A 22628-nucleotide genomic window follows, 5' to 3' on the forward strand; every position below is an offset into this window, starting at 1 on the left:
AGAAAAATGCTGCGTCGGATTCTAGGTGATCAGCCTCTAAAAGGCTCTATCCCAAGCCACGATTCCCGTGGCTTGCAGACATTCTGCAAACACCATCGCGCGTGGATGACACAGGATCATTCACGCAACGAATAGTTTTATTGTGACCGATGGTTCACTTTCGACCTTTGACAGGTTTGTTTCTTGTCTATATTTTTTCGAATCTGAATAATGTAAGAATTATCGTCATCGCAGCACCCAGCAGTAAACCGGGAACGGAATGGGGATTCCCACCCGGTGAAAATCGCGCCTTGCCCTATCGGCGAGACGCCAGACAACAACAAAAACCGAGGTTTTCAATGACAACTGCTTTACAGCAACCATCGCTATCGAGCCAATGCATGGCCGAGTTTCTGGGTACTGCACTGCTGATCTTTTTCGGCACCGGTTGTGTCGCCGCGCTCAAAGTCGCGGGCGCCAGCTTCGGCCTGTGGGAAATCAGCATCATCTGGGGCGTCGGCGTGAGCATGGCGATCTACCTCACTGCCGGGGTTTCCGGCGCGCACCTGAACCCGGCCGTGAGCATCGCCCTGGCGATCTTCGCCGACTTCGAGAAGCGCAAACTGCCGTTCTATATTCTGTCGCAGATCGCTGGCGCCTTCTGCGGCGCGCTGTTGGTTTACACGCTGTACAGCAACCTGTTCTTCGATTACGAACAAACTCATCAAATGGTCCGTGGCTCGGCCGCCAGCCTTGAGTTGGCCTCGGTGTTTTCGACCTTCCCGAATCCCGTTCTGTCGACTGCTCAGGCGTTCCTGGTCGAGATGATCATCACCGCGATTCTGATGGGCGTGATCATGTCGCTGACCGACGACAACAACGGTCTGCCGAAAGGCCCATTGGCACCGCTGCTGATCGGCTTGCTGATCGCGGTGATCGGTAGCTCGATGGGCCCGCTGACCGGTTTCGCGATGAACCCGGCACGCGATTTCGGTCCAAAGCTGATGACTTTCTTCACCGGCTGGGGTGAAATTTCCTTCACTGGCGGTCGCGATATTCCGTACTTCCTGATTCCGATTTTTGCACCGATTGTCGGTGCCTGCCTCGGCGCTGCCGGGTATCGCGGGCTCATCGCCCGTCACCTGACCGGCGCCACACCTGCTACAAAGGATGCAGAACCGGCCATTGACGGCAAACCAAGAACTTCTTGAAACAGTCGGCGCCGGCTCCTGCCCTATAGAGCCTGCGCCACGGCCCACTCTCCCTTATTTCGTCCAAGGCAATCGACATGACCGACATTCAGAATAAGAACTACATCATTGCCCTCGATCAGGGTACGACCAGCTCCCGCGCGATCATTTTCGACCGCGATGCGAACGTGGTCTGCACCGCGCAGCGCGAATTCGCTCAGCATTACCCACAGGCCGGTTGGGTCGAACATGACCCGATGGAAATCTTCGCCACCCAGAGCGCGGTGATGGTTGAAGCGCTGGCTCAGGCCGGTCTGCATCACGATCAGGTCGCCGCCATCGGTATCACCAACCAGCGCGAAACCACCGTAGTCTGGGACAAGACCACCGGCCGCCCGGTGTACAACGCCATCGTCTGGCAGTGCCGCCGCAGCACCGAGATCTGCCAGCAGCTCAAGCGCGATGGCCACGAAGAGTACATCCGCGACAACACCGGCCTGGTTACCGACCCATACTTCTCCGGCACCAAACTGAAGTGGATCCTCGACAACGTCGAAGGCAGCCGCGAGCGTGCACGCAACGGCGAACTGCTGTTCGGCACCGTCGATAGCTGGCTGATCTGGAAATTCACTGGCGGCAAGGTCCACGTCACCGACTACACCAACGCCTCGCGCACCATGCTCTTCAACATTCACTCGCTGGAGTGGGATTCGAAGATGCTGGAGATCCTCGACATTCCGCGCGAAATGCTCCCGGAAGTGAAGGCTTCTTCGGAAATCTACGGTCGCACCAAGAGCGGCATCGCCATCGGCGGTATCGCCGGCGACCAGCAAGCCGCACTGTTCGGCCAGATGTGCGTGGAGCCAGGTCAGGCGAAAAATACCTACGGCACTGGCTGCTTCCTGCTGATGAACACCGGCGACAAAGCAGTGAAATCCCAGCACGGCATGCTCACCACCATTGCTTGCGGCCCGCGTGGCGAAGTCGCTTACGCGCTGGAAGGCGCAGTGTTCAACGGCGGTTCCACCGTGCAGTGGCTGCGTGACGAACTGAAAATCATCAACGACGCCCACGACACCGAATACTTCGCCAATAAAGTGAAGGACAGCAACGGTGTGTACCTGGTGCCGGCGTTTACCGGTCTGGGCGCTCCGTACTGGGACCCGTATGCCCGTGGCGCGCTGTTCGGCCTGACGCGCGGTGTTCGCGTCGATCACATCATCCGCGCCGCACTGGAATCGATCGCCTACCAGACCCGCGACGTGCTCGACGCCATGCAACAGGACTCCGGCGAACGCCTCAAGGCCCTGCGTGTGGACGGCGGTGCGGTAGCGAACAACTTCCTCATGCAGTTCCAGGCCGACATCCTTGGCACGCAGGTCGAGCGTCCGCAAATGCGCGAAACCACCGCACTCGGCGCGGCGTATCTGGCCGGTCTGGCGTGCGGTTTCTGGGGCAGCCTGGACGAACTGCGCGGTAAAGCGGTGATCGAGCGCGAGTTCGAACCGAGCCTGGACGAAGTCGAGAAAGAGAAGCTGTACAAAGGCTGGAAAAAAGCCGTCAGCCGCACCCGTGACTGGGCGCGTGAAGACGCTGAATAAGCCAACCTTAGGACTGGTTAAAGCGGTCCAAACAGCGTGAAAGCGTAGCGAGCGAAGGCAAGCCAAGGCAAAAACAGGCGAGGACGCGGAGTTTACGGGTTTGTAAATGAGCAGTCCGAGCCTGTTTTTAACGCAGGATGGCCGAGCGCAGTAGCTTTCACGTTGTTTGGAAACTGGTAGGGAGCGGATTCCTGCGTCATCATGGGCAAATTTTGCACGGCAGCCCAAAGGAAGCCCCATGAATCTGCCTCCCCGTCAGCAGCAAATCCTCGAGCTGGTCCGCGAACGCGGCTATGTGAGCATCGAGGAAATGGCCACGCTGTTCGTTGTTACCCCGCAAACCATCCGCCGCGACATCAACCAGCTCGCGGAAGCCAATCTGCTGCGTCGCTACCATGGTGGTGCCGCCTATGATTCCAGTGTCGAAAACACCGCCTATGCGATGCGCGCCGACCAGATGCGCGATGAAAAACAACGCATCGGTGAAGCCATCGCCGCACAGATTCCCGATCACGCTTCGCTGTTCATCAATATCGGCACGACCACCGAGTCGATTGCCCGCGCCCTGCTCAATCATAATCACCTGAAAATCATCACCAACAACCTGCACGTCGCGTCGATGCTCAGTGCCAAGGATGATTTCGATGTGTTGCTGACTGGCGGCAATGTGCGTCGTGACGGCGGTGTTGTCGGTCAGGCGAGTGTGGACTTCATCAATCAGTTCAAGGTTGACTTTGCGCTGGTCGGGATTAGCGGTATTGATGAAGACGGCAGCCTGCTGGATTTTGATTATCAGGAAGTGCGGGTTTCCCAGGCGATCATCGCCAATGCGCGACAGGTGATTCTGGCAGCGGACTCGAGCAAGTTCGGGCGTAACGCGATGATCCGGCTGGGGCCGATCAGTCTGATTGATTGCCTGGTGACCGATCAGCAACCGGTGCCGGCGCTGGCGCAGTTGTTGAGCCAGCACAAGATTCGCCTGGAAGTCGTTTAAAAACCCTCAAGATCAAAAGATCGCAGCCTTCGGCAGCTCCTACATGGGTTCACTTGACCTGTAGGAGCTGCCGAAGGCTGCGATCTTTTGCTTTTAATGTTCGAAAATTTTCTTTTAACCGCCCTTCGATGAGTTTTTTCAATCGAACGTGACTGGCTGCGCGCGTCTTTATGGGCTACCATTTTCGCAAATGAACATTCATGTTCGATTTCCAATATAGAAAATCAAAAGAACCCGAGGCCAGCCGATGTCCACCTCTACCTTGCGTACGCCCCCAATCTCCGAGATCTATGACATCGCCGTTATCGGCGGCGGGATCAATGGCGTGGGGATCGCAGCGGATGCCGCCGGTCGCGGGCTTTCGGTGTTCCTTTGCGAAAAGGACGATCTGGCCAGCCACACTTCGTCGGCCAGCAGCAAGCTGATCCACGGTGGTCTGCGCTACCTCGAACATTACGAATTCCGTCTGGTGCGTGAAGCGCTGGCCGAGCGCGAAGTGCTGCTGGCCAAGGCGCCGCACATCGTCAAACCGATGCGCTTCGTGCTGCCACACCGTCCGCACCTGCGCCCGGCGTGGATGATCCGGGCTGGCCTGTTCCTCTATGACAACCTCGGCAAGCGCGAAAAACTGCCAGGTTCGAAAAGCCTCAAGTTTGGTGCCGACAGCGCACTGAAAAGCGAAATCAAGAAAGGCTTCGAATACTCCGACTGCTGGGTCGACGACGCCCGCCTCGTGGTACTCAACGCCATGGCCGCCCGCGAAAAAGGCGCCCACGTGCACACTCAGACCCGTTGCGTCAGCGCCCGTCGCGCCAAAGGCCTGTGGCACCTGAACCTGGAACGTGCCGACGGCAGCCTGTTTTCGATCACCGCCAAAGCACTGGTGAACGCCGCTGGCCCATGGGTTGCCAAGTTCATCCGTGACGACCTGAAGATGGAATCGCCGTACGGCATCCGTCTGATTCAGGGCAGCCACATCATCGTGCCGAAACTGTACGAAGGTGATCACGCGCACATTCTGCAAAACGAAGATCAGCGCATCGTGTTCACCATTCCGTACCTCAACCACTTCACCCTGATCGGCACCACCGACCGCGAGTACACCGGTGATCCGGCGAAAGTGGCCATCACCGATGGCGAAACCGATTACCTGTTGAAAGTGGTCAACGCCCACTTCAAGCAGCAGATCAGCCGTGACGACATCCAGCACAGTTACTCGGGCGTACGCCCACTGTGCAACGACGAATCCGACAACCCGTCGGCCGTCACCCGTGATTACACCCTGGCCTTGTCGGGCAACACTGAAGAAGCACCACTGTTGTCGGTGTTCGGCGGCAAGCTGACCACCTACCGCAAACTCGCTGAATCGGCGATGGCGCAGTTGCTGCCATTCTTCACCCAGATGCGCCCGAGCTGGACGGCCACCGCCACCCTGCCCGGCGGCGAAGACATGACCACCCCGCAAGCCTTGAGCGCGCTGATCCGCGACAAGTTCGACTTCGTGCCGACCGAGATCGCTCGTCGCTGGTCCACCACTTACGGCAGCCGCACGTGGCGCATGCTCGAAGGCGTGGAAAGCCTCGCCGACATGGGCGAACACATTGGTGGCGGGCTCTACACCCGTGAAGTCGATTACCTGTGCAGCGAAGAGTGGGCAACCACAGCGCATGACATTCTGTGGCGTCGTAGCAAGCTGGGGCTGTTCACTACCCCGGTAGAGCAAGAGAAGCTTGCGGCGTATTTGGGTAAGGTCGAACAGAACCGTAGCAAGATCGAAGCGGCGTGATGTGAACATCGCTTAAACGAAAGCCCCTGAATTGAGAGATTCAGGGGCTTTTTGTTATGTGGACTTTGTTGAACTTGATTGGGTCAGTTAGATCTTTCCCCCCTCACCCCAGCCCTCTCCCCCAAGGGGGAGAGGGGAAAGGGAGCCGATCGAGGTGCTCTGTAAATCCTGAGTTCGACTCGGTATTCCAAGTCGGCGTAACTTGCCCAAACAACGCGATCGGTCCCCTCTCCCTCTGGGAGAGGGCTAGGGTGAGGGGCTTTTCGCCGTTCGGATTTCCGAACGCGACCTGACGGTCAATTCGGTAAACCGGATCAGATACGCCAAAAACCACCATCACAAAAGTTTAATAATCTTCTAAATCAACAAGTTAAGCCACAGCAACTGGTCTGGCACGACTCATGCTCTACACTCTCTCGACGAATGCCTGTTGCGCCAGCACTTCAGGAGCCGTCAGGCATTCGAAGCACAAAAGGGCCGACGAACTGGCTCCATAAAAAAAACAATTCGAGGAAAATTTGATGCGCATCGTTCCCCATATCCTGGGCGCAGCCATTGCGGCCGCTCTGATCAGCACGCCAGTTTTCGCCGCCGAACTCACCGGCACCCTGAAGAAAATCAACGATTCGGGCACCATCACGCTCGCTCACCGCGACAGCTCTATTCCGTTTTCCTACATTGCAGACGCTTCCGGCAAACCAGTGGGCTACTCCCACGACATTCAGGTGGCTATCGTTGAAGCCCTGAAAAAAGACCTGAACAAGCCCGATCTGCAGGTCAAGTACAACCTGGTCACCTCGCAAACCCGTATCCCGCTGATCCAGAACGGCACCGCGGATATCGAGTGCGGCTCGACCACCAACAACGCCGAACGCGCCCAGCAAGTCGACTTCACCGTCAACATCTTCGAAATCGGCACCCGTCTGCTGGTCAAGAAAGACAAGGATGGCAAGCCGTCCTACGCTGACTTTGCCGACCTGAAAGGCAAAAACGTCGTGACCACCGCCGGCACCACGTCCGAGCGCATCATCAAAGCGATGAACGCCGACAAGCAGATGGGCATGAACATCATCTCCGCCAAAGACCACGGCGAATCCTTCAACATGCTGGAAAGCGGCCGCGCCGTAGCCTTCATGATGGACGACGCCCTGCTGGCCGGCGAAGAAGCCAAGGCCAAGAAACCGACTGACTGGATCATCACCGGTACGCCACAGTCCTTCGAAGCCTACGCGTGCATGGTGCGCAAAGACGACCCGGCCTTCAAGAAGGCTGTCGATGCCGCCATCGTTGGCCTGTACAAGTCGGGCGAGATCAACAAGATCTACAGCAAGTGGTTCGAGAGCCCGATTCCTCCAAAAGGCCTGAACCTGAACTTCCCGATGAGCGACAAGGTAAAAGATCTGATCGCCAACCCGAGCGACAAGCCGGCGCCTGACGTAAAAATCTGATTCCTGACTAACCTTATCTCCTGAGGGAGCCACCCTCCCTCAGGCGTCTGTTACTACCTGCTGGCTATACAGTGGAACACTCGACCTGGCGGTTTTCGAGCCGATCGCGTGTGCCTGACGTTCAACGTCGGGTGGGAAAGGATCTTCCCCAAGCGGGTGCTTGTACATCGATCGATCTCGAGGGGAGACCCTAATGAATTACAACTGGGACTGGGGCGTGTTCTTCAAGTCCACCGGCGTTGGCAGCGAGACTTATCTCGACTGGTACATCTCCGGTTTGGGCTGGACCATTGCCATCGCCATCGTGGCGTGGATCATCGCCTTGCTGCTGGGCTCCATACTGGGGGTCATGCGCACGGTGCCGAACCGCATCGTATCGGGCATCGCCACCTGCTACGTCGAGCTGTTCCGTAACGTACCGCTGCTGGTTCAGCTGTTCATCTGGTACTTCCTGGTACCCGACCTGCTGCCGCAAAACCTGCAGGACTGGTACAAACAGGACCTCAACCCGACGACCTCGGCTTACCTGAGCGTTGTCGTGTGCCTGGGCCTGTTCACCGCTGCCCGCGTCTGCGAACAAGTGCGTACCGGCATCCAGGCGCTGCCACGCGGCCAGGAATCCGCCGCCCGCGCCATGGGCTTCAAACTGCCGCAGATCTACTGGAACGTGCTGCTGCCCCAGGCCTACCGGATCATCATTCCGCCGCTTACCTCGGAGTTCCTCAACGTCTTCAAGAACTCCTCCGTGGCGTCCCTGATCGGCCTGATGGAACTGCTGGCGCAAACCAAGCAGACCGCCGAATTCTCGGCCAACCTGTTTGAAGCCTTCACCCTGGCCACGCTGATCTACTTCACCCTGAACATGAGCCTGATGTTGCTGATGCGCATGGTCGAGAAGAAAGTCGCGGTGCCCGGCCTGATCTCCGTGGGGGGTAAATAATGGACTTCGATTTCAGCGGCATCATCCCCGCTATCCCGGGCCTGTGGAACGGCATGGTCATGACCTTGCAGTTGATGGTCATGGGCGTGGTCGGCGGCATCGTGCTGGGGACGATCCTCGCGCTGATGCGCCTGTCGTCGAGCAAACTGCTGTCGCGCGTGGCCGGCGCTTATGTGAACTACTTCCGTTCGATTCCGCTGCTGCTGGTGATCACCTGGTTCTACCTGGCGGTGCCGTTCGTGCTGCGCTGGATCACCGGCGAAGACACGCCGATTGGCGCGTTCACTTCCTGCGTCGTGGCCTTCATGATGTTTGAAGCCGCGTACTTCTGCGAAATCGTTCGGGCCGGTGTGCAGTCGATCCCCAAAGGCCAGATGGCCGCCGCGCAAGCGATGGGCATGACCTATGGCCAGACCATGCGCCTGATCATCCTGCCCCAGGCGTTCCGCAAGATGACCCCGTTGCTGCTGCAACAGTCGATCATCCTGTTCCAGGACACCTCGCTGGTTTACACCGTGGGCCTGGTGGACTTCCTTAACTCCGCCCGTTCCAGCGGCGACATCATCGGTCGTTCCAACGAGTTCCTGATCTTCGCCGGTGTCGTCTACTTCATCATCAGCTTTTCCGCCTCGCTGCTGGTCAAGCGTCTGCAAAAAAGGTTTGCCGTATGATCTCTATCAAGAACATCAACAAGTGGTATGGCGACTTCCAGGTGCTGACTGATTGCAGCACCGAGGTCAAAAAAGGCGAAGTGATCGTGGTCTGCGGCCCGTCGGGTTCCGGCAAATCGACCCTGATCAAATGCGTCAACGCGCTGGAGCCGTTCCAGAAAGGCGACATCGTCGTCGACGGCACCTCGATTGCCGACTCGAAGACCAACCTGCCGAAGCTGCGTTCGCGCGTGGGCATGGTGTTCCAGCATTTCGAACTGTTCCCGCACCTGACCATCACCGAGAACCTGACCATCGCGCAGATCAAGGTGTTGGGCCGCAGCAAGGAAGAGGCGACCAAGAAAGGTCTGCAGCTGCTCGAACGCGTCGGCCTGTCGGCGCACGCCCACAAGCACCCGGGGCAACTGTCCGGTGGTCAGCAACAGCGTGTGGCGATTGCCCGTGCGCTGGCAATGGACCCGATCGTCATGCTGTTCGACGAACCGACCTCGGCGCTCGACCCGGAGATGGTCAACGAAGTGCTCGACGTGATGGTGCAACTGGCCCACGAAGGCATGACCATGATGTGCGTGACCCACGAAATGGGCTTCGCCCGTAAAGTGGCGGATCGAGTGATTTTCATGGACGCAGGCAAGATCATCGAAGACTGCCCGAAAGAGGAATTCTTCGGCGACATCAGCGCCCGCTCCGAACGCGCGCAGCACTTCCTCGAGAAAATCCTGCAGCACTAAAAGCAACACACCTGCCGGGGCATCACTCCTTCCCTGTGGGAGCGAGCCTGCTCGCGAAGAGGCCATTACATTCAGCCTGGATGTTGAATGTCAGTGCGCTTTCGCGAGCAGGCTCGCTCCCACAAGGGCCGGCGTTGCCCTCGCAACAAGTGTGGTGGTTGACCCAAGGCAACTGTGATGAAATGCGACCCCAATCTCTATCGCGCCGCGCCGCCATCACTTGCCGTGAAGCCCCGTCTGATTCGTCATTTGTTCCTGCCGCCACTGATCATCGCCCTGATGATCGGGTTGGGTTTTATCGGCTTCTGGACCAGTGAGCATTTCGGCATTCGCAGCCTCGGCGAAAATGGCCAGCGCCAGCTCGAACTGCACGCCCGCGCGGTCGAAAGCGAGATCAGCAAATACACCTACCTGCCCAGCCTGCTGGAACTCGAAACGAGTGTTTCGCAGCTGCTGGCCGACCCGAGCCCGCAATACCGGGAAACGGTCAACGCTTACCTCGAAGGCCTGAACCGACGCAGTCGCAGTCGGGCCATCTACGTCATGGACACTACCGGCCGCGTCATGGCCACCAGCAACTGGCGCGATGTCGACAGTTACCTCGGTGAAGACCTGTCCTTCCGCGCTTACTTCCAGAAAGCCGTACGTGGCGAACCCGGGCGTTTCTACGGGATCGGCAGCACCAACGGCGAACCCGGTTACTACCTCGCTCATGGCCTCGAAGAGCACGGCAAGATCATTGGCGTCGCCGTGGTCAAAGTGCGCCTGGAAGCCATGGAAGAACGCTGGCAGCGCGCGCGTCTGGAAGCGTTCGTCAGCGATGAAAACGGCATCATCATTCTGTCCAGCGATCCGGCCCGGCGCCTGAAAGCAGTGATTCCCCTGAGTGAAGCCACCAAGGAAAAACTCGCCCGCAGCCTGCAGTACTACTGGTTTCCGCTCAACGAGCTGCAACCTCTGGCTCGCGAAACCTTGTCCGAGGGCGTAGAAAAACTCACCTTCCCGGCCAACAGCGAAGTGCAGTCCGGCGAGGATGACATCAGCTATCTCGCGCAGACCCGGCCACTGACCGACACGCCGTGGAATTTCACCCTGCTCACGCCGTTGCAGGACCTGCGCCGCGAAGCGATCAACCAAGGCATTCTCGTCGCGGTCGCCTTTGCGCTGGTGGCCTTCCTGTTGATTGCCTGGAACGAACGACGCAAGGTCATTGCTACTCGCCTCGCTGCCCGTGAAGCCTTGCAGGAAGCCAATAATCAACTGGAGCGTCGGATTACCGAACGCACCACCGACTTGCGCGCCAGCAACGAACGTTTGAAGAGCCAGATCCGCGAACGTCGTCAGGCCGAAGAAACGTTGCGCCGCGCTCAGGATGAACTGGTGCAGGCCGGCAAACTCGCGGCCATCGGCCAGATGTCGACCAGTATCGCCCACGAATTGAACCAGCCGCTGGCCGCGATGCGCACGCTGTCGGGCAACACCGTACGCTTTCTCGAACGCGGTCAGCTGGATATTGCCAGCACTAACCTGAAGACCATCAACGAGCTGATCGACCGCATGGGCCGGATCACCGCCAGCCTGCGTTCATTCGCCCGACGCGGTGACAATCAAGGCCAGGCGAGCCTTGGCAAAGCCGTGGAAGCGGCGCTGCAATTGCTCGGTGCGCGCCTGGAAAGTTCGGCGCTGCACATTCACCGGCAGTTTATCGACGTGCAAGTGCAGATCGACCAGACCCGCCTCGAACAGATTCTGGTCAACCTGATCGGCAACGCCCTCGACGCCATGCAGGCACAGCCCCAGCCCGAACTGTGGCTGGAGGGTGAAGAGTTCAACGCCAAGTATCGCCTGCGCGTACGCGACAACGGTCACGGCATTGACGCCGAGGCGCGCAAGCATCTGTTCGAGCCGTTCTTCACCACCAAGCCCGGCGAACAAGGCCTGGGCCTTGGCTTGACGCTTTCCGCCAGCCTCGCGGCCGCCACCGGCGGGCATCTGGGTGTTGAACACCCGGCGAGCGGTGGCACCACCTTCGTCCTCAGTTTACCGTTGGTAAGCCCTACTCCTGCCGAGCCAATATGAACCACGACCTTAGTGTGCTGATCGTCGAAGACGACCCCCATGTGCTGCTCGGCTGCCAGCAGGCGCTGACCCTGGAAGACATTCCCTGCGTCGGTGTTGGCAGTGCCGAGGAAGCGCTGGAACGTGTTGGCGACAACTTTGCCGGTATCGTCATCAGCGATATCCGCCTGCCAGGCATCGACGGCCTGGAACTGTTGACCCGCCTCAAGCAACGCGATCGTAGCCTGCCGGTGGTGTTGATCACCGGCCATGGCGACATTTCCATGGCCGTCGGCGCGATGCAGAAAGGCGCCTACGACTTCATGGAAAAACCGTTCTCGCCGGAGCGTCTGGTCGATGTCGCGCGACGGGCGCTGGAGCAACGCAGCCTCGCCCGCGAAGTGTCGTCGCTGCGCCGGCAACTGGCCGAGCGTGATTCCCTTGAAGGACGCATCATCGGCCGCTCGCCAGCGATGCAGAACCTGCGCGAATTGATCGCCAACGTCGCCGACACCTCGGCCAACGTCTTGATCGAAGGTGAAACCGGCACCGGTAAAGAACTGGTCGCGCGCTGCCTGCACGACTTCAGCCGCCGGCACAGCAAGCAGTTCGTCGCGTTGAACTGCGGCGGCCTGCCGGAGAACCTCTTCGAAAGCGAAATTTTCGGCCACGAGGCCAACGCCTTTACCGGCGCGGGCAAACGCCGGATCGGCAAGATCGAACACGCCGACGGCGGCACGCTGTTCCTCGATGAAGTGGAAAGCATGCCGCTGCCATTACAGATCAAACTGCTGCGCGTGTTGCAGGAACGCACCCTCGAACGCCTCGGCTCAAACCAGAGCGTGGCGGTGGATTGCCGGGTGATCGCGGCGACCAAATCCGACCTCGACGAATCGAGCAAGGCCGGCGAGTTCCGCAGCGACTTGTACTACCGCCTCAACGTGGTAACGCTGGAGCTGCCACCACTGCGCGAACGCCGCGAAGACATTCTGCAACTGTTCGAACACTTCACCCAGCAATCAGCACTGCGCTTCGACCGCGCACTGCCAGAGCTGGACAACCAGACCCTGTCGAACCTGATGAGCCATGACTGGCCGGGCAACGTGCGTGAATTGCGCAACGTCGCCGAACGTTTTGCCCTCGGTTTGCCGGCGTTCAAGAAGTCCGGCACCAGCGCTGGCGGCCAAGGCCTGGCGTTTGCCGAAGCGGTGGAAGCCTTCGAGCGCAACCTGCTCAGCGACGCCCTGCAACGCAGCGGCGGCAACCTGACCCAAGCCAGCCTTGAACTGGGCATGGCCAAGACCACGTTGTTCGACAAAGTGAAAAAGTACGGGTTGAGCCACTGATGGATCTGTTTTTCAAAGCCCTGTTGGGCGCCGCGGTAGTACTGATCATCGCGGCGCTGTCGAAAACCAGAAACTACTACATCGCCGGATTGGTGCCGCTGTTCCCGACGTTCGCGCTGATTGCGCATTACATCGTTGGCAAGGGGCGTTCGATTGAGGATTTGAAGACCACGATCGTGTTCGGGATGTGGTCGATCATTCCGTATTTTGTGTATCTGGCGACGCTGTATGTGATGGTCGATCGGCTGCGGCTGGAGGCTTCGCTGGCGGTGGCAGCGGTGGCGTGGTTGATGGCGGCCACTGTTTTGGTGACGGTTTGGGTGCGCTTGCACAGCTGACCCTCACCCCAGCCCTCCCGAAACGTCGGACCGCCCAGAGGGAGAGGGGGCCGACCGAGGTGTCTTGCGTCTGACATTGACCTGAAAGATCCAGTTGATTATGGATTCGGTACAGCACGTTCAGGTCGGCGTACAACTCCAGCATCCCCCAATCAGTCCCCTCTCCCTCTGGGCGGTCCGACGTTTCGGGAGGGTTAGGGTGAGGGGCTTTTGGCTCCTACCGATATCAGCTGACCGTCCCGCCCTTGGACTCAGCCATAATCTGCCGAATCGCCCCGACAAACGTCTCCACCGGTTGCCCACCCGTCACCGCATACTGCCCGTTGAACACCACGGTCGGCACCGAACTCACCCCGCGCTGCAGCCACAGCTGTTCTTCTTCACGCACCTCATCGGCAAACTCGTCCGACGCCAGAATCGCCTCGGCACGCTGGCGCTCCAGCCCGACACTTTCAGCGATCTGCACCAGTTGCCGATGATCCGATGGATTACCGCCCTCACTGAAATAAGCCTTGAACAGTGCCTCTTTCAAAGCCAACTGCACACCTTCGAGCCCGGCCCAGTGCAACAGGCGATGCGCATCGAAGGTGTTGTAGATGCGGCTGTTGCCATCAGTGCGAAAGGCAAACCCCAGCTCGGCGCCACGGGCGCGGATCGCTTCGCGGTTCTTCTGCGACTGCTCCGGGGTCGAGCCGTATTTCTCTTGAATGTGCTCGGCAATGTTCTGCCCATTGGCGGCCATTTTCGGATTCAGTTCAAAAGGCTGAAACCGGATCTCGGCCTGCACTTCGTTGCGCAGGATTTCCAGTGCCTGTAACAGGCCATACAAACCGACGACGCACCACGGGCAGGAGACATCGCTGACAAAGTCGATTTTCAAAGCGGAATTCATCAAACACCTCGCAGGGGAAATCGTGCGGGAAAGTTTGCACGATACACCCCGGCCGGATTTTGTGGTGCCCCCTTCGCGAGCAGGCTCGCTCCCACATTAGATCGCATTCCCCTGTGGGAGCGAGCTTGCTCGCGAAGGGCCATCACCCACACCGCCAACTGTCGGTTACAGCAGATTCCCGCCCACCACCGGTTCAATCTGCGCCCAATGCGAGGTGTCTTCACGATGCGCCTGCAGATACGGCAACACCGCCGCCAGCAATGGCTCCTTGAACGCCTCCTGAAAACGATGGGCCAACCCCGGAATCAGCTTCAACTGGCTGCCACGAATGTGCGCTGCCAGATGCACACCGTGCATCACCGGCAGCAACGGATCCGCCGTGCCATGCACCACCAGCGTCGGCACCCGCAACTGGTTGAGCAATGCCACCCGGCTCGGTTCGGCGAGGATCGCCATGATCTGCCGTTTCACGCCTTCCGGGTTGAACGCGCGGTCATACGACAGCGCGGCCTGTTGCAGCAAGGCCTGCCGGTCATCGGTGACCGCCGGGCTGCCCAGTGCTGCCAGCAGATCAGCCTGTTGTTCGAGCGCCACCTGACGGTTTGGCGCACCGCGTCGCGACAGTAACTGCACCAGCGCCGCACTCGGTGCCGGCAGACCTTCGGCGCCAGAAGTGGTCATGATCAACGTCAGGCTCTCGACCCGCTGTGGCGCCATTGCCGCCATGTGCTGGGCAATCATCCCGCCCATGCTCGCGCCCAGCACATGAAACTGCTCCACGTGCAACGCGGCCATCAGACCCAGCGCGTCGTCAGCCATATCCGTCAGGCTGTAAGGCGCCGACACCGGCAGGCCGAGCTTGTAGCGCAAGACTTCAAAGGTCAGGTTGGCCTCAACCGGGGCCTGACGCCAGGTCGACAGGCCGACATCGCGGTTGTCATAGCGAATCACCCGAAAGCCCTGCTGACACAGCGCAACCACCACTTCGTCAGGCCAGTGGATCAACTGCCCACCCAGGCCCATGACCAGCAACAACGCCGGATCCGACGCGCGCCCGATGCTCTGGTAAGCAATGCTCACCTGCTGCAGATCGACGTGCTCGGTCGGCACATTGACGTCGCAACGCGCTGCCGCCCACGTCGACGATCCGAAAAAAATCGCGGCCAACAAAGCCGCGATCGATAAAAAACCCTTAGCCATGAAAAACACCGAAACGCAGAACCCCAGTAGAGCGCGAGTCTGATGAAGTTTGTACAAGCGCGCTGCCACAGTTCCATGACAGTTTGATGAAGAGTGCCGAGCGGTCGTGGAGGGTTGTTGCAGACAATATCTATATACCGCCAACGTCCAGCGCAATTTGCCTTGAATGACGCGCACCGGAGCGGATCCGCCGCTCCCCTTGCGAGTCATGCCACCATGCCTGATCAGACCACCCGCGCTTTACCCTCCGCGCCGTCACCGACGCTGAAAACCTCCACTCGGTTAGCGAAAACCACCGATGACAGCCTGGCGCTGCGAGCATCCAGACGCTGGCAGAACAGCAGCGACGGCTTGCGTGAACTGTATGCAGCCAGTCCGGGGCTGCGCGATAGCCTCAATGAGCTTTTGCAGGAAAAGTTGCAACTCGACGGTGAGAAAACTGCGCTGCGCTTTGCCGCTATCGCCGCTCACCCCGAGCGCCTTGTCAGCCTCACCGAGGCCTGTGCGTTTGTCCTGCAACAGCCGACGCTGGACGTCACGCTCGATCAGCGCAGCCAGGTCAGCGGTCTGGCTGCCGATCACCCACTGTTCGCGTTGAAACCACTGCAAGTGCTCGAAAAGCTCAAAGCACTTGATCCGCAACAGTTCCACGCCACGCGCTGGGCAAATTTCTGGGAGGCGCGAGCACCGCATGCAGCGGTGTCACGGCGAGAACGCTCCCTGCAGTTCTATCGTGAACACCTGGAAGCCACAGCCGACATGGCGCTAGCCCGTCGCACCATCACCGCGCAACAGCTCAAACCCTTGCAGCAAATCCTCGACAGCCCGTGCGGCGCGCTGCTGCTGGACGGTCAACCCATTCATACACAACAGCTGGCGCTGTTGCTGAGCAATGGCAGCAAAGTCAAACTCGCGGGGGCTTGGGTGATCAGCGTGGATGATCCGGCATCTGCCAGCCCTTTGCTCTATTTGCCCAGCCGTTCCGTGCCCGTACAGTTTTTCAAGACGCGCAACGAGATGGAAAACTGGCTGTCCCGCCAGGGCCTGGTGCCAACGGGACTGCCTGGCGAACATCTGCGCTTTGAATACACCACGCTCTTTGATCCGCTCGTCAGCGGTTCAAGCGATCTGTTCGCGAGTCGACAACAAGCGCAGATCAGCGCGTTGTGCAACACCAACAAAGGCAGGCCCGGGCTGTGGGAGCACGGCGCACAGTCGCTGATGCAGGTCGATCTGCTCGATCGCCAGCGCAGCACCGCGAGCATTGTCGCCTCTGCGCCGTCTGCCAGCCATCAACTGCCCACTTTCGAAACCGGTCAAAAGCCGTTGTTTGGAAGCCTGTCGGCCGGGATTGCGCTGGGTGTACGCCAGGCAGCAATCAAGCGCGAGCGAGAAGCGCTCGACACACTGCTGGAAAACGACCGCAACGGAGCACACAAGAAGGCCTGTCAGGACGCGCTCAACGCCATTGAAGCCGCGGAGCAAGCCTGCGACAAAGCGGTAGACACGTTGCTTTATCAGGCGCAAGTGTCCGAGCTGAGCAACACCCACAAAGACTTCACCGCCCTTCATCAGGCGCACAAAGACGCTTTGTACGCCGAAGCCAGACTGCAATTGGCGCTGGGCCAGCTCGATACCGATCAGCACGCACTGCTCAAAGCCGTGCTGGACAACACCGGCGCCAACGAAACAAACGCTGACGTCAGCGTGGCCAGTCTGACGCTGTCCATGACCGAAACGGTTGGCGGAACCACTTCCGTGCAAACCGAAAAACTCAAGGGCCCCTTTGTCATCACGCGGTCAGGCGCATTGTCAGACCGCGACTCGCCAGACAGTCTGCTGCTCTACTGGCCAGGCAGCGGTGGCGGTTTGCAGGCGTTTGCCAACCGCCGGCGGCTGGAACGCGAGGCATTGATGATTCAGGACAACACGCCCGAACTGACCTTGCAACTGAACGAAATTGCCACGGCCCCGTTGCATGCCTGTCTGGATGAACTGCTTGACGATTACAAGTCAAAAGCCGCCCCGATCAGCGACAAAGCCGAGCAGGCCGACGCGCTGGAAATCCTGCGCAAAAACAGCCGCGCAGCTTTGCAGGTGCCGGTACACGCCGCCAGAAGCCTGGCGTTTGCCCATGTGCTGGAACAGGATCGCAGTGCCACACTCGCCGAGCACCTGCCGGACTGGCTGATCAACCTCAACAGTGGCGAACGTAGCGCGCTGAAAAAAAACCTCGAGGCGTACATCGCTGCGATGCGCAAGAGCCACCAGCTCATGACCCTCGCGCTGGAGCCCCGTGACGACTTTACCCGCAAACACCTGCACGCGCGGCTGCGCAAGGATTTCTCCCTGGAAGGCGATTTTTCGGTGCAAGTCGAGCTGCCCGATTCGACCCGCACTGAACCCCATTATGAATCAGGCCCCGGCGGCCATCGAAAAACCACCGTCATCGTGCCCGGCGCGACGCGCAGCAAAATGCCGCTGGAAGATCTCGCCCAGCTCAACATCGACAATGTCCAATCGGTGCTCAATGACTCGCTGTCGCAACGGTTGATTTTCCTGCGGGCGGAGGTCAGCGCAACCCACAAAACCGATCGCATCCGCCTGCTCAACGGCATCAATCTGACCTATTTGCGCAAAGCGCTGCCGGAACTGGACTTGCCCAAAGCCTATGAGCAGAAAATCCGCGACGCCTTCATCGGCACTGCGACCGAGCCAGTGTTCGTCAAGGAGCATCGCCGGGAAAGCCTGATAGAACCCTGGCGTCTGATGCTCACGATCCAGGCTGAAAGCGCACGCCTGCGCAAGCACATCAGCAACGATGAGGCCGCGACGCTGAACACCGCCATCGCGGCCTCCACCCCGCAGGCGTGGCTCGCCGACGGCAAGCGCATCGCGCTGCTGCCGGTGTCCCTGAAAGTGGGCGGCAAGGACACGCCCCGTGAAGGTCCCGTCACGCTGTCGGGAGTGACGTTCATCGAAGAACAGATCAGCGGGGTGACCCTGCTGTATCTGCCCGAAAGCCCCGACGAGCAGTTTTTGCGCCGTTACGACAACCTCGAAGCCGCGCGCAAAGGCCTGTTCAGGTTATGCGCGAGCGACAAATGGGTGACCTGGCTGGCGGGCCGAACCCTGCAAGGTGACGTCAAGGCGCATGTGGGTCGGATCCATCAGGCCGTGGAAAAGAACTTCGATGCGCTCATTGAAGTCGGCGAGCGCTGGCCACAGACCACCTCCCTGGCCGCGCATCTGCTCGACGCGCACATGGGCCGTCTGATTGAGGCCCATCGCGGCAGCTCGCGCTCCAATGACGAGTTGTTCTTCGAGCGTCATGCCTTGAAGGGCCCGCGCGCCTTCAACTACATATTGATGGCGATCGGCATGGTGCCCTTCGTCGGCACTGCGCTGGCCCTTTATCAAGCCTGGACGGCTGCCAATCAGGCGACGGCAGCGTTCTTGCGCGGCGAGGTCGGCGATGGTCTGGCGGAGATCGAATCGATGCTGCTGTCGTTGATCGACGCACTACTCGACGTGCTTCCGGGTGAAGCCATCGCCTCGACGCTATCACGCACCAGCCGCACGCTGACACGCACTCGCCAGCTTCATCAACTGGTTGGCAATGTGGCCACCCTGCATGGCAAAACCCAGCGTCAGGCCAGGCACGTGTTGGCACGCTTCGCTGATTACGAATATGAAAAGCCACTTTCCCTGTCGAGCGTGCAACCCGCGACTCATGGTATCTACCGCAATATCTACCGGCATGCCGACGGCGATTTCATTGAACGCCAGGGACGTCTCTACCAGGTGGAACTCAACACGGATTCACGCAGTTGGCGTTTGTCCGGCAACTCGCGAAAAACCTACAAACAACCGATTGCCCTGGATGAAAGCGGACACTGGGACACCTGGTTTGGTGTCTACGGCACCACGCTTGAAGGCGGTGCGCTGGGCGGTGGCAACGTCGCCGGACACCTGGCCGATAGGCTCGACCCTTACTGGCCACCGGTCATTCGGCAACGCTTGCCGCGCTGGTGGGCCGACCGCGCATTTCGCCGCCAACTGCAATTGACCGATGAGGTCGAACACCTTGCCGATCTGTGCGACGCAAGGATCCCGACAAGCAAGAAAGCCATCGACGCCTACGAGGAGGCCAGCCTTGCAGAGCGCCCCGCATTGCGTGCGGCCTCCGAAGCCGCCTGCCTCGAAGATATCCGTCTGGAGAGCCGGCGTTATGCGGTTCTGGAAGAACTGAAACCACTTACGCATGGCAAAAAGCTTAAATCTGTCGGTGACACTCAAAGCGAGGTCGCGATGAAATTGACCGAACGATACTGGCAGCGCGCCTCACATGTTTCCGACAGCATTATTCCTGTGACCGATGGCATTAACGTGCAGAGCAGGGTGCTGAACGCCTTGCCGAGCCACGCGTTGCCAAAACGCTTGAAGATGCTGGAGGAAGTCCGCTTGCTGCGGGTCGAATACCTGAAAAAACTCGATCAGCAGCAGGAACTCAAAACGCTCGCCAACCAATGGTATGCACGGGTCAAGCTAAAAGCGGACAAGGCCCATCTCGTCGAGTTTGTCGAAGAAATGAACGCCCTGTACAGCGATGCCAACCTGCTCTACGTGCGAGCAACCCAACGATTTGAAATCGTCAAAAATCACGCCCGCCACCGAGAGGTTTCCTGGTTTTATCTGCTGCAACGAGCCGCTGAACTTCGCGCCCATGTGTATCGCGCGCTGGAAACCCAGTATGACCTGCCGAAAATTATCACCACGCCGGCACAACGCAGTCAGATTCTGCAGAACTGCGCCGATCTGTACACCCGCTTTCGTCTGCAAATGAAAATCTGGACAGCCAGCTATCCACAGCACTTCCATATGGATGTGGTTGAACCGTTGCTCAACGATCTGGAGCAAATGACCAGCCGTGCCCTCGCCGAAGTGAAGACACCGAGCAAAGCGAAAAGCCCGGGCGAGTCGGTCCAGCGGGTCTTCACGACCACAGATGACAATCTGATTTACGGCGTTGAGAAATGGGATTCAGTCACTCAGAGACGCCGCTATGAGCGCACACGCCGAGAGGGCAGCGTCGAAATCTGGGAAGAAGGTCCCGACGGCAAAGCCCGACTGATCACCCCGGGTAATGCTGAAACACCGGCAACCACGCCAACGGCGCTTGCCGATCTGGTGACAGACGCACAACAACGTCTGGATGCTCAAGTGACTTACCGCGCAACGGTTGAGAGCAACGCCGACCGGGGCATGCTGCCGGTCGATCTGCAACACATGATGGACAGCCAGGCCGCAGAGCTCAACACCCGGGCCGATCGCATCGCGACTGTATCGGCTGAGCACCCGATCATCGGGCAACTACGCAGCAAGGCCGACGAGCTCATCGTCACCGGTCGGTCCGTGCGCACCCAACGCACGTTTACCAGTGCGAAACCTACCGATGGCATGCTGGATGACCTCATCGCTGAAAATGCCGTGGAGATCCGCAGAACCCGGCCGATCAAACAACTGAGCAAGCGTCGTGGTGAGGAGGACTACATGCAGGAATATGAAGTCTGGAACATAACCGCAGAACCGGCACGTCTGTTGTGGTACGCGCACTTCCATTACCGCAGCGCAGCACCGGCGTTCAGGCCATTCGAGAAAGCGCACTTGAAACTCCCGGCACACCGCTACCTGACCCATGCCGATGACGCCAACCTGCCGTATTCCGATATCGGGCCGAATTCGATTGTTCTGGTGCATTTCGAGGGGATCTGAATCCACGTCGCACAGCGACCCTTCAGGAGAAGCGGGAGAATCGCCGGGCGCGCAACCAAGCTGTCGAATGCCGGGTTATGATCGACAGCCCGGCAAACATGAGACAAACTCAACGTTTATGCGTTGATCACAAGTTTTCCTCATGGAGTCCCTCGGTGCTTGAAATCCGTCACCTGAAAACCCTGCATGCCCTGCGCGAAGCCGACAGTCTGGTGGACGCCGCCGACCGCTTGCACCTGACGCAATCGGCGCTGTCGCACCAGTTCAAGGAGCTTGAGGAACGCTTGGGCATGGCGTTGTTCGTGCGCAAGACCAAACCGGTGCGTTTCACCAGCGCCGGTTTGCGCCTGCTGCAACTGGCTGACGCAACTCTGCCGCTGCTGCGCGCTGCCGAACGCGATATCGCTCGTCTGGCCGGAGGCACCGCCGGGCGTCTGCACATGGCCATCGAATGCCACAGCTGCTTCCAGTGGCTGATGCCGACCATCGACCAGTTCCGCGATGCCTGGCCGGAGGTCGAACTCGACCTCGCCTCGGGTTTCTCGTTTGCGCCGCTGCCGGCGCTGGCCCGTGGCGATCTGGATTTGGTGGTGACGTCCGACCCGCTGGAAATCGCTGGCATCACCTATGTGCCGTTGTTCACCTACGAGGCCATGCTCGCCGTGGCCAACCAGCACGCACTGGCCAGCAAACCGTACATTGTCCCGGAAGACCTGCTGACGGAAACGCTGATCACCTACCCGGTGGAACGCGATCGCCTCGACATCTTCACGCGTTTTCTCGAACCTGCCGACATCGAACCGGCGCAGGTGCGCACCTCGGAACTGACGGTGATGATGATGCAACTGGTCGCCAGCGGCCGCGGCGTCTGCGGCATGCCGCACTGGGCACTGCACGAATACAGCTCGCGCGGTTATGTGAAGGGCAAACGCTTGGGGGAAAAAGGCTTGTTCGCAACGTTGTACGCAGCGATTCGCACCGACATGCTCGATGCACCGTACATGCGCGACTTCCTCCTGACAGCCAAAGACACATCGTTCTCGACGCTGGACGGTGTCAGCGCGGTGCGCTGAGCCCTGTGGGAGCGAGCTTGCTCGCGAAGGCGTCGGGTCAGTCAATCTGGTTGTTGAATGTTCCACCGCATTCGCGGGCAAGCTCGCTCCCACAAGGGCGGGGTGATATCAGATCTCGCGCCACATGTGGATCTTGTCGAAGTAGTCTTCACCCACCCGCACCGCCAATGGTTCGAGGCCGAACTGGATGAAGCCGCAGCGCTGGTAGAGACTGAACGCGGCGTCATTGCCGGCGGTGACGGTGAGCTGGAGCAGTTTCAGCGCCGGATGGTTTTGCGCTTCGGCGATGGCCGCCTGCACCAGTTCATGGCCCAGGCCATGCTGGCGAAAATCCGCCGACACGTACATGCCGAACAACGTGGCCTTGTGACGAGCCTTTTCGCGCGGTTCAAAGGCCAGGCCGACGATGCCGGCCAGCGTGCCGCCTTCAAATGCGCCAAGCACTACATCGAGTTTGCTGGTCAGACGCCCTTCCCACCAGCTCAAGGGCATCACCGCGCGTTCGCGCACGCTTGAGGTGAAGGCCTGCGGATGACGGTCATAGGCTTCGAGCATCAGTTCGCGGTAAGCCAGGGCATGACTGGCGTCCAGCCGTTCGATCCACAT

16 protein-coding genes are annotated in these 22628 nt (G+C 59.4%); 13 read left to right on the forward strand and 3 right to left on the reverse strand.

Annotated features, from left to right (window positions below; genetic code table 11):
• The first annotated feature begins 338 nt into the window (after positions 1 to 338).
• From AB4N44_RS11225 to AB4N44_RS11275, 11 genes are all read left to right on the forward strand, one after another.
• On the forward strand, positions 339 to 1190 hold the full coding sequence (locus AB4N44_RS11225; protein ID WP_150750410.1) for an MIP/aquaporin family protein: 852 nt from the start codon (positions 339 to 341) through the stop codon (positions 1188 to 1190).
• Positions 1191 to 1267: 77 nt separating this feature from the next.
• Positions 1268 to 2770 carry a glycerol kinase GlpK gene (gene glpK / locus AB4N44_RS11230; RefSeq protein WP_038369082.1) on the forward strand — a complete coding sequence of 501 codons (1503 nt, stop codon included), beginning with the start codon at positions 1268 to 1270 and terminating at the stop codon, positions 2768 to 2770.
• Between the two features lie 238 nt (positions 2771 to 3008).
• On the forward strand, positions 3009 to 3764 hold the full coding sequence (locus AB4N44_RS11235; protein WP_007916700.1) for a DeoR/GlpR family transcriptional regulator: 756 nt from the start codon (positions 3009 to 3011) through the stop codon (positions 3762 to 3764).
• Positions 3765 to 4011: 247 nt separating this feature from the next.
• Positions 4012 to 5550 carry a glycerol-3-phosphate dehydrogenase gene (gene glpD / locus AB4N44_RS11240; protein WP_150750411.1) on the forward strand — a complete coding sequence of 513 codons (1539 nt, stop codon included), beginning with the start codon at positions 4012 to 4014 and terminating at the stop codon, positions 5548 to 5550.
• 521 nt (positions 5551 to 6071) lie between these two features.
• A complete protein-coding gene (locus AB4N44_RS11245) occupies positions 6072 to 6998 on the forward strand; it encodes a glutamate/aspartate ABC transporter substrate-binding protein (protein ID WP_095048295.1) in 927 nt (308 codons plus the stop codon).
• Positions 6999 to 7191: 193 nt separating this feature from the next.
• The gene (locus tag AB4N44_RS11250; RefSeq protein WP_095048296.1) at positions 7192 to 7938 is read left to right on the forward strand and encodes an amino acid ABC transporter permease; all 747 of its coding nucleotides are present in this window, start codon (positions 7192 to 7194) and stop codon (positions 7936 to 7938) included.
• The gene (locus AB4N44_RS11255; protein ID WP_003227756.1) at positions 7938 to 8609 is read left to right on the forward strand and encodes an amino acid ABC transporter permease; all 672 of its coding nucleotides are present in this window, start codon (positions 7938 to 7940) and stop codon (positions 8607 to 8609) included. Before AB4N44_RS11250 ends, AB4N44_RS11255 begins: the two co-directional genes overlap by 1 nt.
• A complete protein-coding gene (locus tag AB4N44_RS11260) occupies positions 8606 to 9340 on the forward strand; it encodes an amino acid ABC transporter ATP-binding protein (RefSeq protein ID WP_007963947.1) in 735 nt (244 codons plus the stop codon). The genes AB4N44_RS11255 and AB4N44_RS11260 overlap by 4 nt, the downstream gene beginning before the upstream one ends.
• 177 nt (positions 9341 to 9517) lie before the next feature.
• Positions 9518 to 11419, forward strand: coding sequence for a two-component sensor histidine kinase AauS (gene aauS / locus AB4N44_RS11265; protein ID WP_127929605.1), 1902 nt, complete (start codon positions 9518 to 9520; stop codon positions 11417 to 11419).
• Positions 11416 to 12744, forward strand: a complete 1329-nt coding sequence (gene aauR / locus AB4N44_RS11270; protein ID WP_127929606.1) for a two-component response regulator AauR — start codon at positions 11416 to 11418, stop codon at positions 12742 to 12744. Before aauS ends, aauR begins: the two co-directional genes overlap by 4 nt.
• On the forward strand, positions 12744 to 13082 hold the full coding sequence (locus AB4N44_RS11275) for a GlpM family protein (protein WP_095112348.1): 339 nt from the start codon (positions 12744 to 12746) through the stop codon (positions 13080 to 13082). The genes aauR and AB4N44_RS11275 overlap by 1 nt, the downstream gene beginning before the upstream one ends.
• Before the next feature lie 226 nt (positions 13083 to 13308).
• Here the strand turns inward: AB4N44_RS11275 and AB4N44_RS11280 are convergent, their stop codons facing one another.
• Together AB4N44_RS11280 and AB4N44_RS11285 are read right to left on the reverse strand one after the other, a co-directional pair.
• Positions 13309 to 13974: a DsbA family oxidoreductase gene (locus tag AB4N44_RS11280; RefSeq protein ID WP_460108909.1), complete on the reverse strand. Its 666-nt coding sequence runs from the start codon at positions 13972 to 13974 to the stop codon at positions 13309 to 13311.
• A 165-nt stretch (positions 13975 to 14139) separates the two neighbouring features.
• Positions 14140 to 15174, reverse strand: a complete 1035-nt coding sequence (locus tag AB4N44_RS11285; protein ID WP_127929608.1) for an alpha/beta fold hydrolase — start codon at positions 15172 to 15174, stop codon at positions 14140 to 14142.
• Positions 15175 to 15390: 216 nt separating this feature from the next.
• Here AB4N44_RS11285 and AB4N44_RS11290 point away from each other — a divergent pair, with 216 nt between their 5' ends.
• A complete protein-coding gene (locus tag AB4N44_RS11290; protein ID WP_460108908.1) occupies positions 15391 to 20949 on the forward strand; it encodes a dermonecrotic toxin domain-containing protein in 5559 nt (1852 codons plus the stop codon).
• Positions 20950 to 21104: 155 nt separating this feature from the next.
• Positions 21105 to 22022 (forward strand): transcriptional regulator MetR, encoded by a 918-nt coding sequence (gene metR, locus AB4N44_RS11295; RefSeq protein WP_127929610.1) that lies wholly within the window; start codon positions 21105 to 21107, stop codon positions 22020 to 22022.
• 108 nt (positions 22023 to 22130) lie between these two features.
• Here the strand turns inward: metR and AB4N44_RS11300 are convergent, their stop codons facing one another.
• The gene (locus tag AB4N44_RS11300) at positions 22131 to 22628 is read right to left on the reverse strand and encodes an N-acetyltransferase family protein (protein ID WP_460111709.1); all 498 of its coding nucleotides are present in this window, start codon (positions 22626 to 22628) and stop codon (positions 22131 to 22133) included.

It is taken from the genome of Pseudomonas sp. S3_C06, from assembly GCF_054667675.1.

What these genes read in the sequence shown, in the direction of transcription:
- AB4N44_RS11225 (WP_150750410.1), top strand. Translation starts at nt 339, where the DNA reads ATGACAACTGCTTTACAGCAACCATCGCTATCGAGCCAATGCATGGCC.
- glpK (WP_038369082.1), top strand. Translation starts at nt 1,268, where the DNA reads ATGACCGACATTCAGAATAAGAACTACATCATTGCCCTCGATCAGGGT.
- AB4N44_RS11235 (WP_007916700.1), top strand. Translation starts at nt 3,009, where the DNA reads ATGAATCTGCCTCCCCGTCAGCAGCAAATCCTCGAGCTGGTCCGCGAA.
- glpD (WP_150750411.1), top strand. Translation starts at nt 4,012, where the DNA reads ATGTCCACCTCTACCTTGCGTACGCCCCCAATCTCCGAGATCTATGAC.
- AB4N44_RS11245 (WP_095048295.1), top strand. Translation starts at nt 6,072, where the DNA reads ATGCGCATCGTTCCCCATATCCTGGGCGCAGCCATTGCGGCCGCTCTG.
- AB4N44_RS11250 (WP_095048296.1), top strand. Translation starts at nt 7,192, where the DNA reads ATGAATTACAACTGGGACTGGGGCGTGTTCTTCAAGTCCACCGGCGTT.
- AB4N44_RS11255 (WP_003227756.1), top strand. Translation starts at nt 7,938, where the DNA reads ATGGACTTCGATTTCAGCGGCATCATCCCCGCTATCCCGGGCCTGTGG.
- AB4N44_RS11260 (WP_007963947.1), top strand. Translation starts at nt 8,606, where the DNA reads ATGATCTCTATCAAGAACATCAACAAGTGGTATGGCGACTTCCAGGTG.
- aauS (WP_127929605.1), top strand. Translation starts at nt 9,518, where the DNA reads ATGAAATGCGACCCCAATCTCTATCGCGCCGCGCCGCCATCACTTGCC.
- aauR (WP_127929606.1), top strand. Translation starts at nt 11,416, where the DNA reads ATGAACCACGACCTTAGTGTGCTGATCGTCGAAGACGACCCCCATGTG.
- AB4N44_RS11275 (WP_095112348.1), top strand. Translation starts at nt 12,744, where the DNA reads ATGGATCTGTTTTTCAAAGCCCTGTTGGGCGCCGCGGTAGTACTGATC.
- AB4N44_RS11280 (WP_460108909.1), bottom strand. Translation starts at nt 13,974, where the DNA reads ATGAATTCCGCTTTGAAAATCGACTTTGTCAGCGATGTCTCCTGCCCG.
- AB4N44_RS11285 (WP_127929608.1), bottom strand. Translation starts at nt 15,174, where the DNA reads ATGGCTAAGGGTTTTTTATCGATCGCGGCTTTGTTGGCCGCGATTTTT.
- AB4N44_RS11290 (WP_460108908.1), top strand. Translation starts at nt 15,391, where the DNA reads ATGCCTGATCAGACCACCCGCGCTTTACCCTCCGCGCCGTCACCGACG.
- AB4N44_RS11300 (WP_460111709.1), bottom strand. Translation starts at nt 22,628, where the DNA reads ATGTGGATCGAACGGCTGGACGCCAGTCATGCCCTGGCTTACCGCGAA.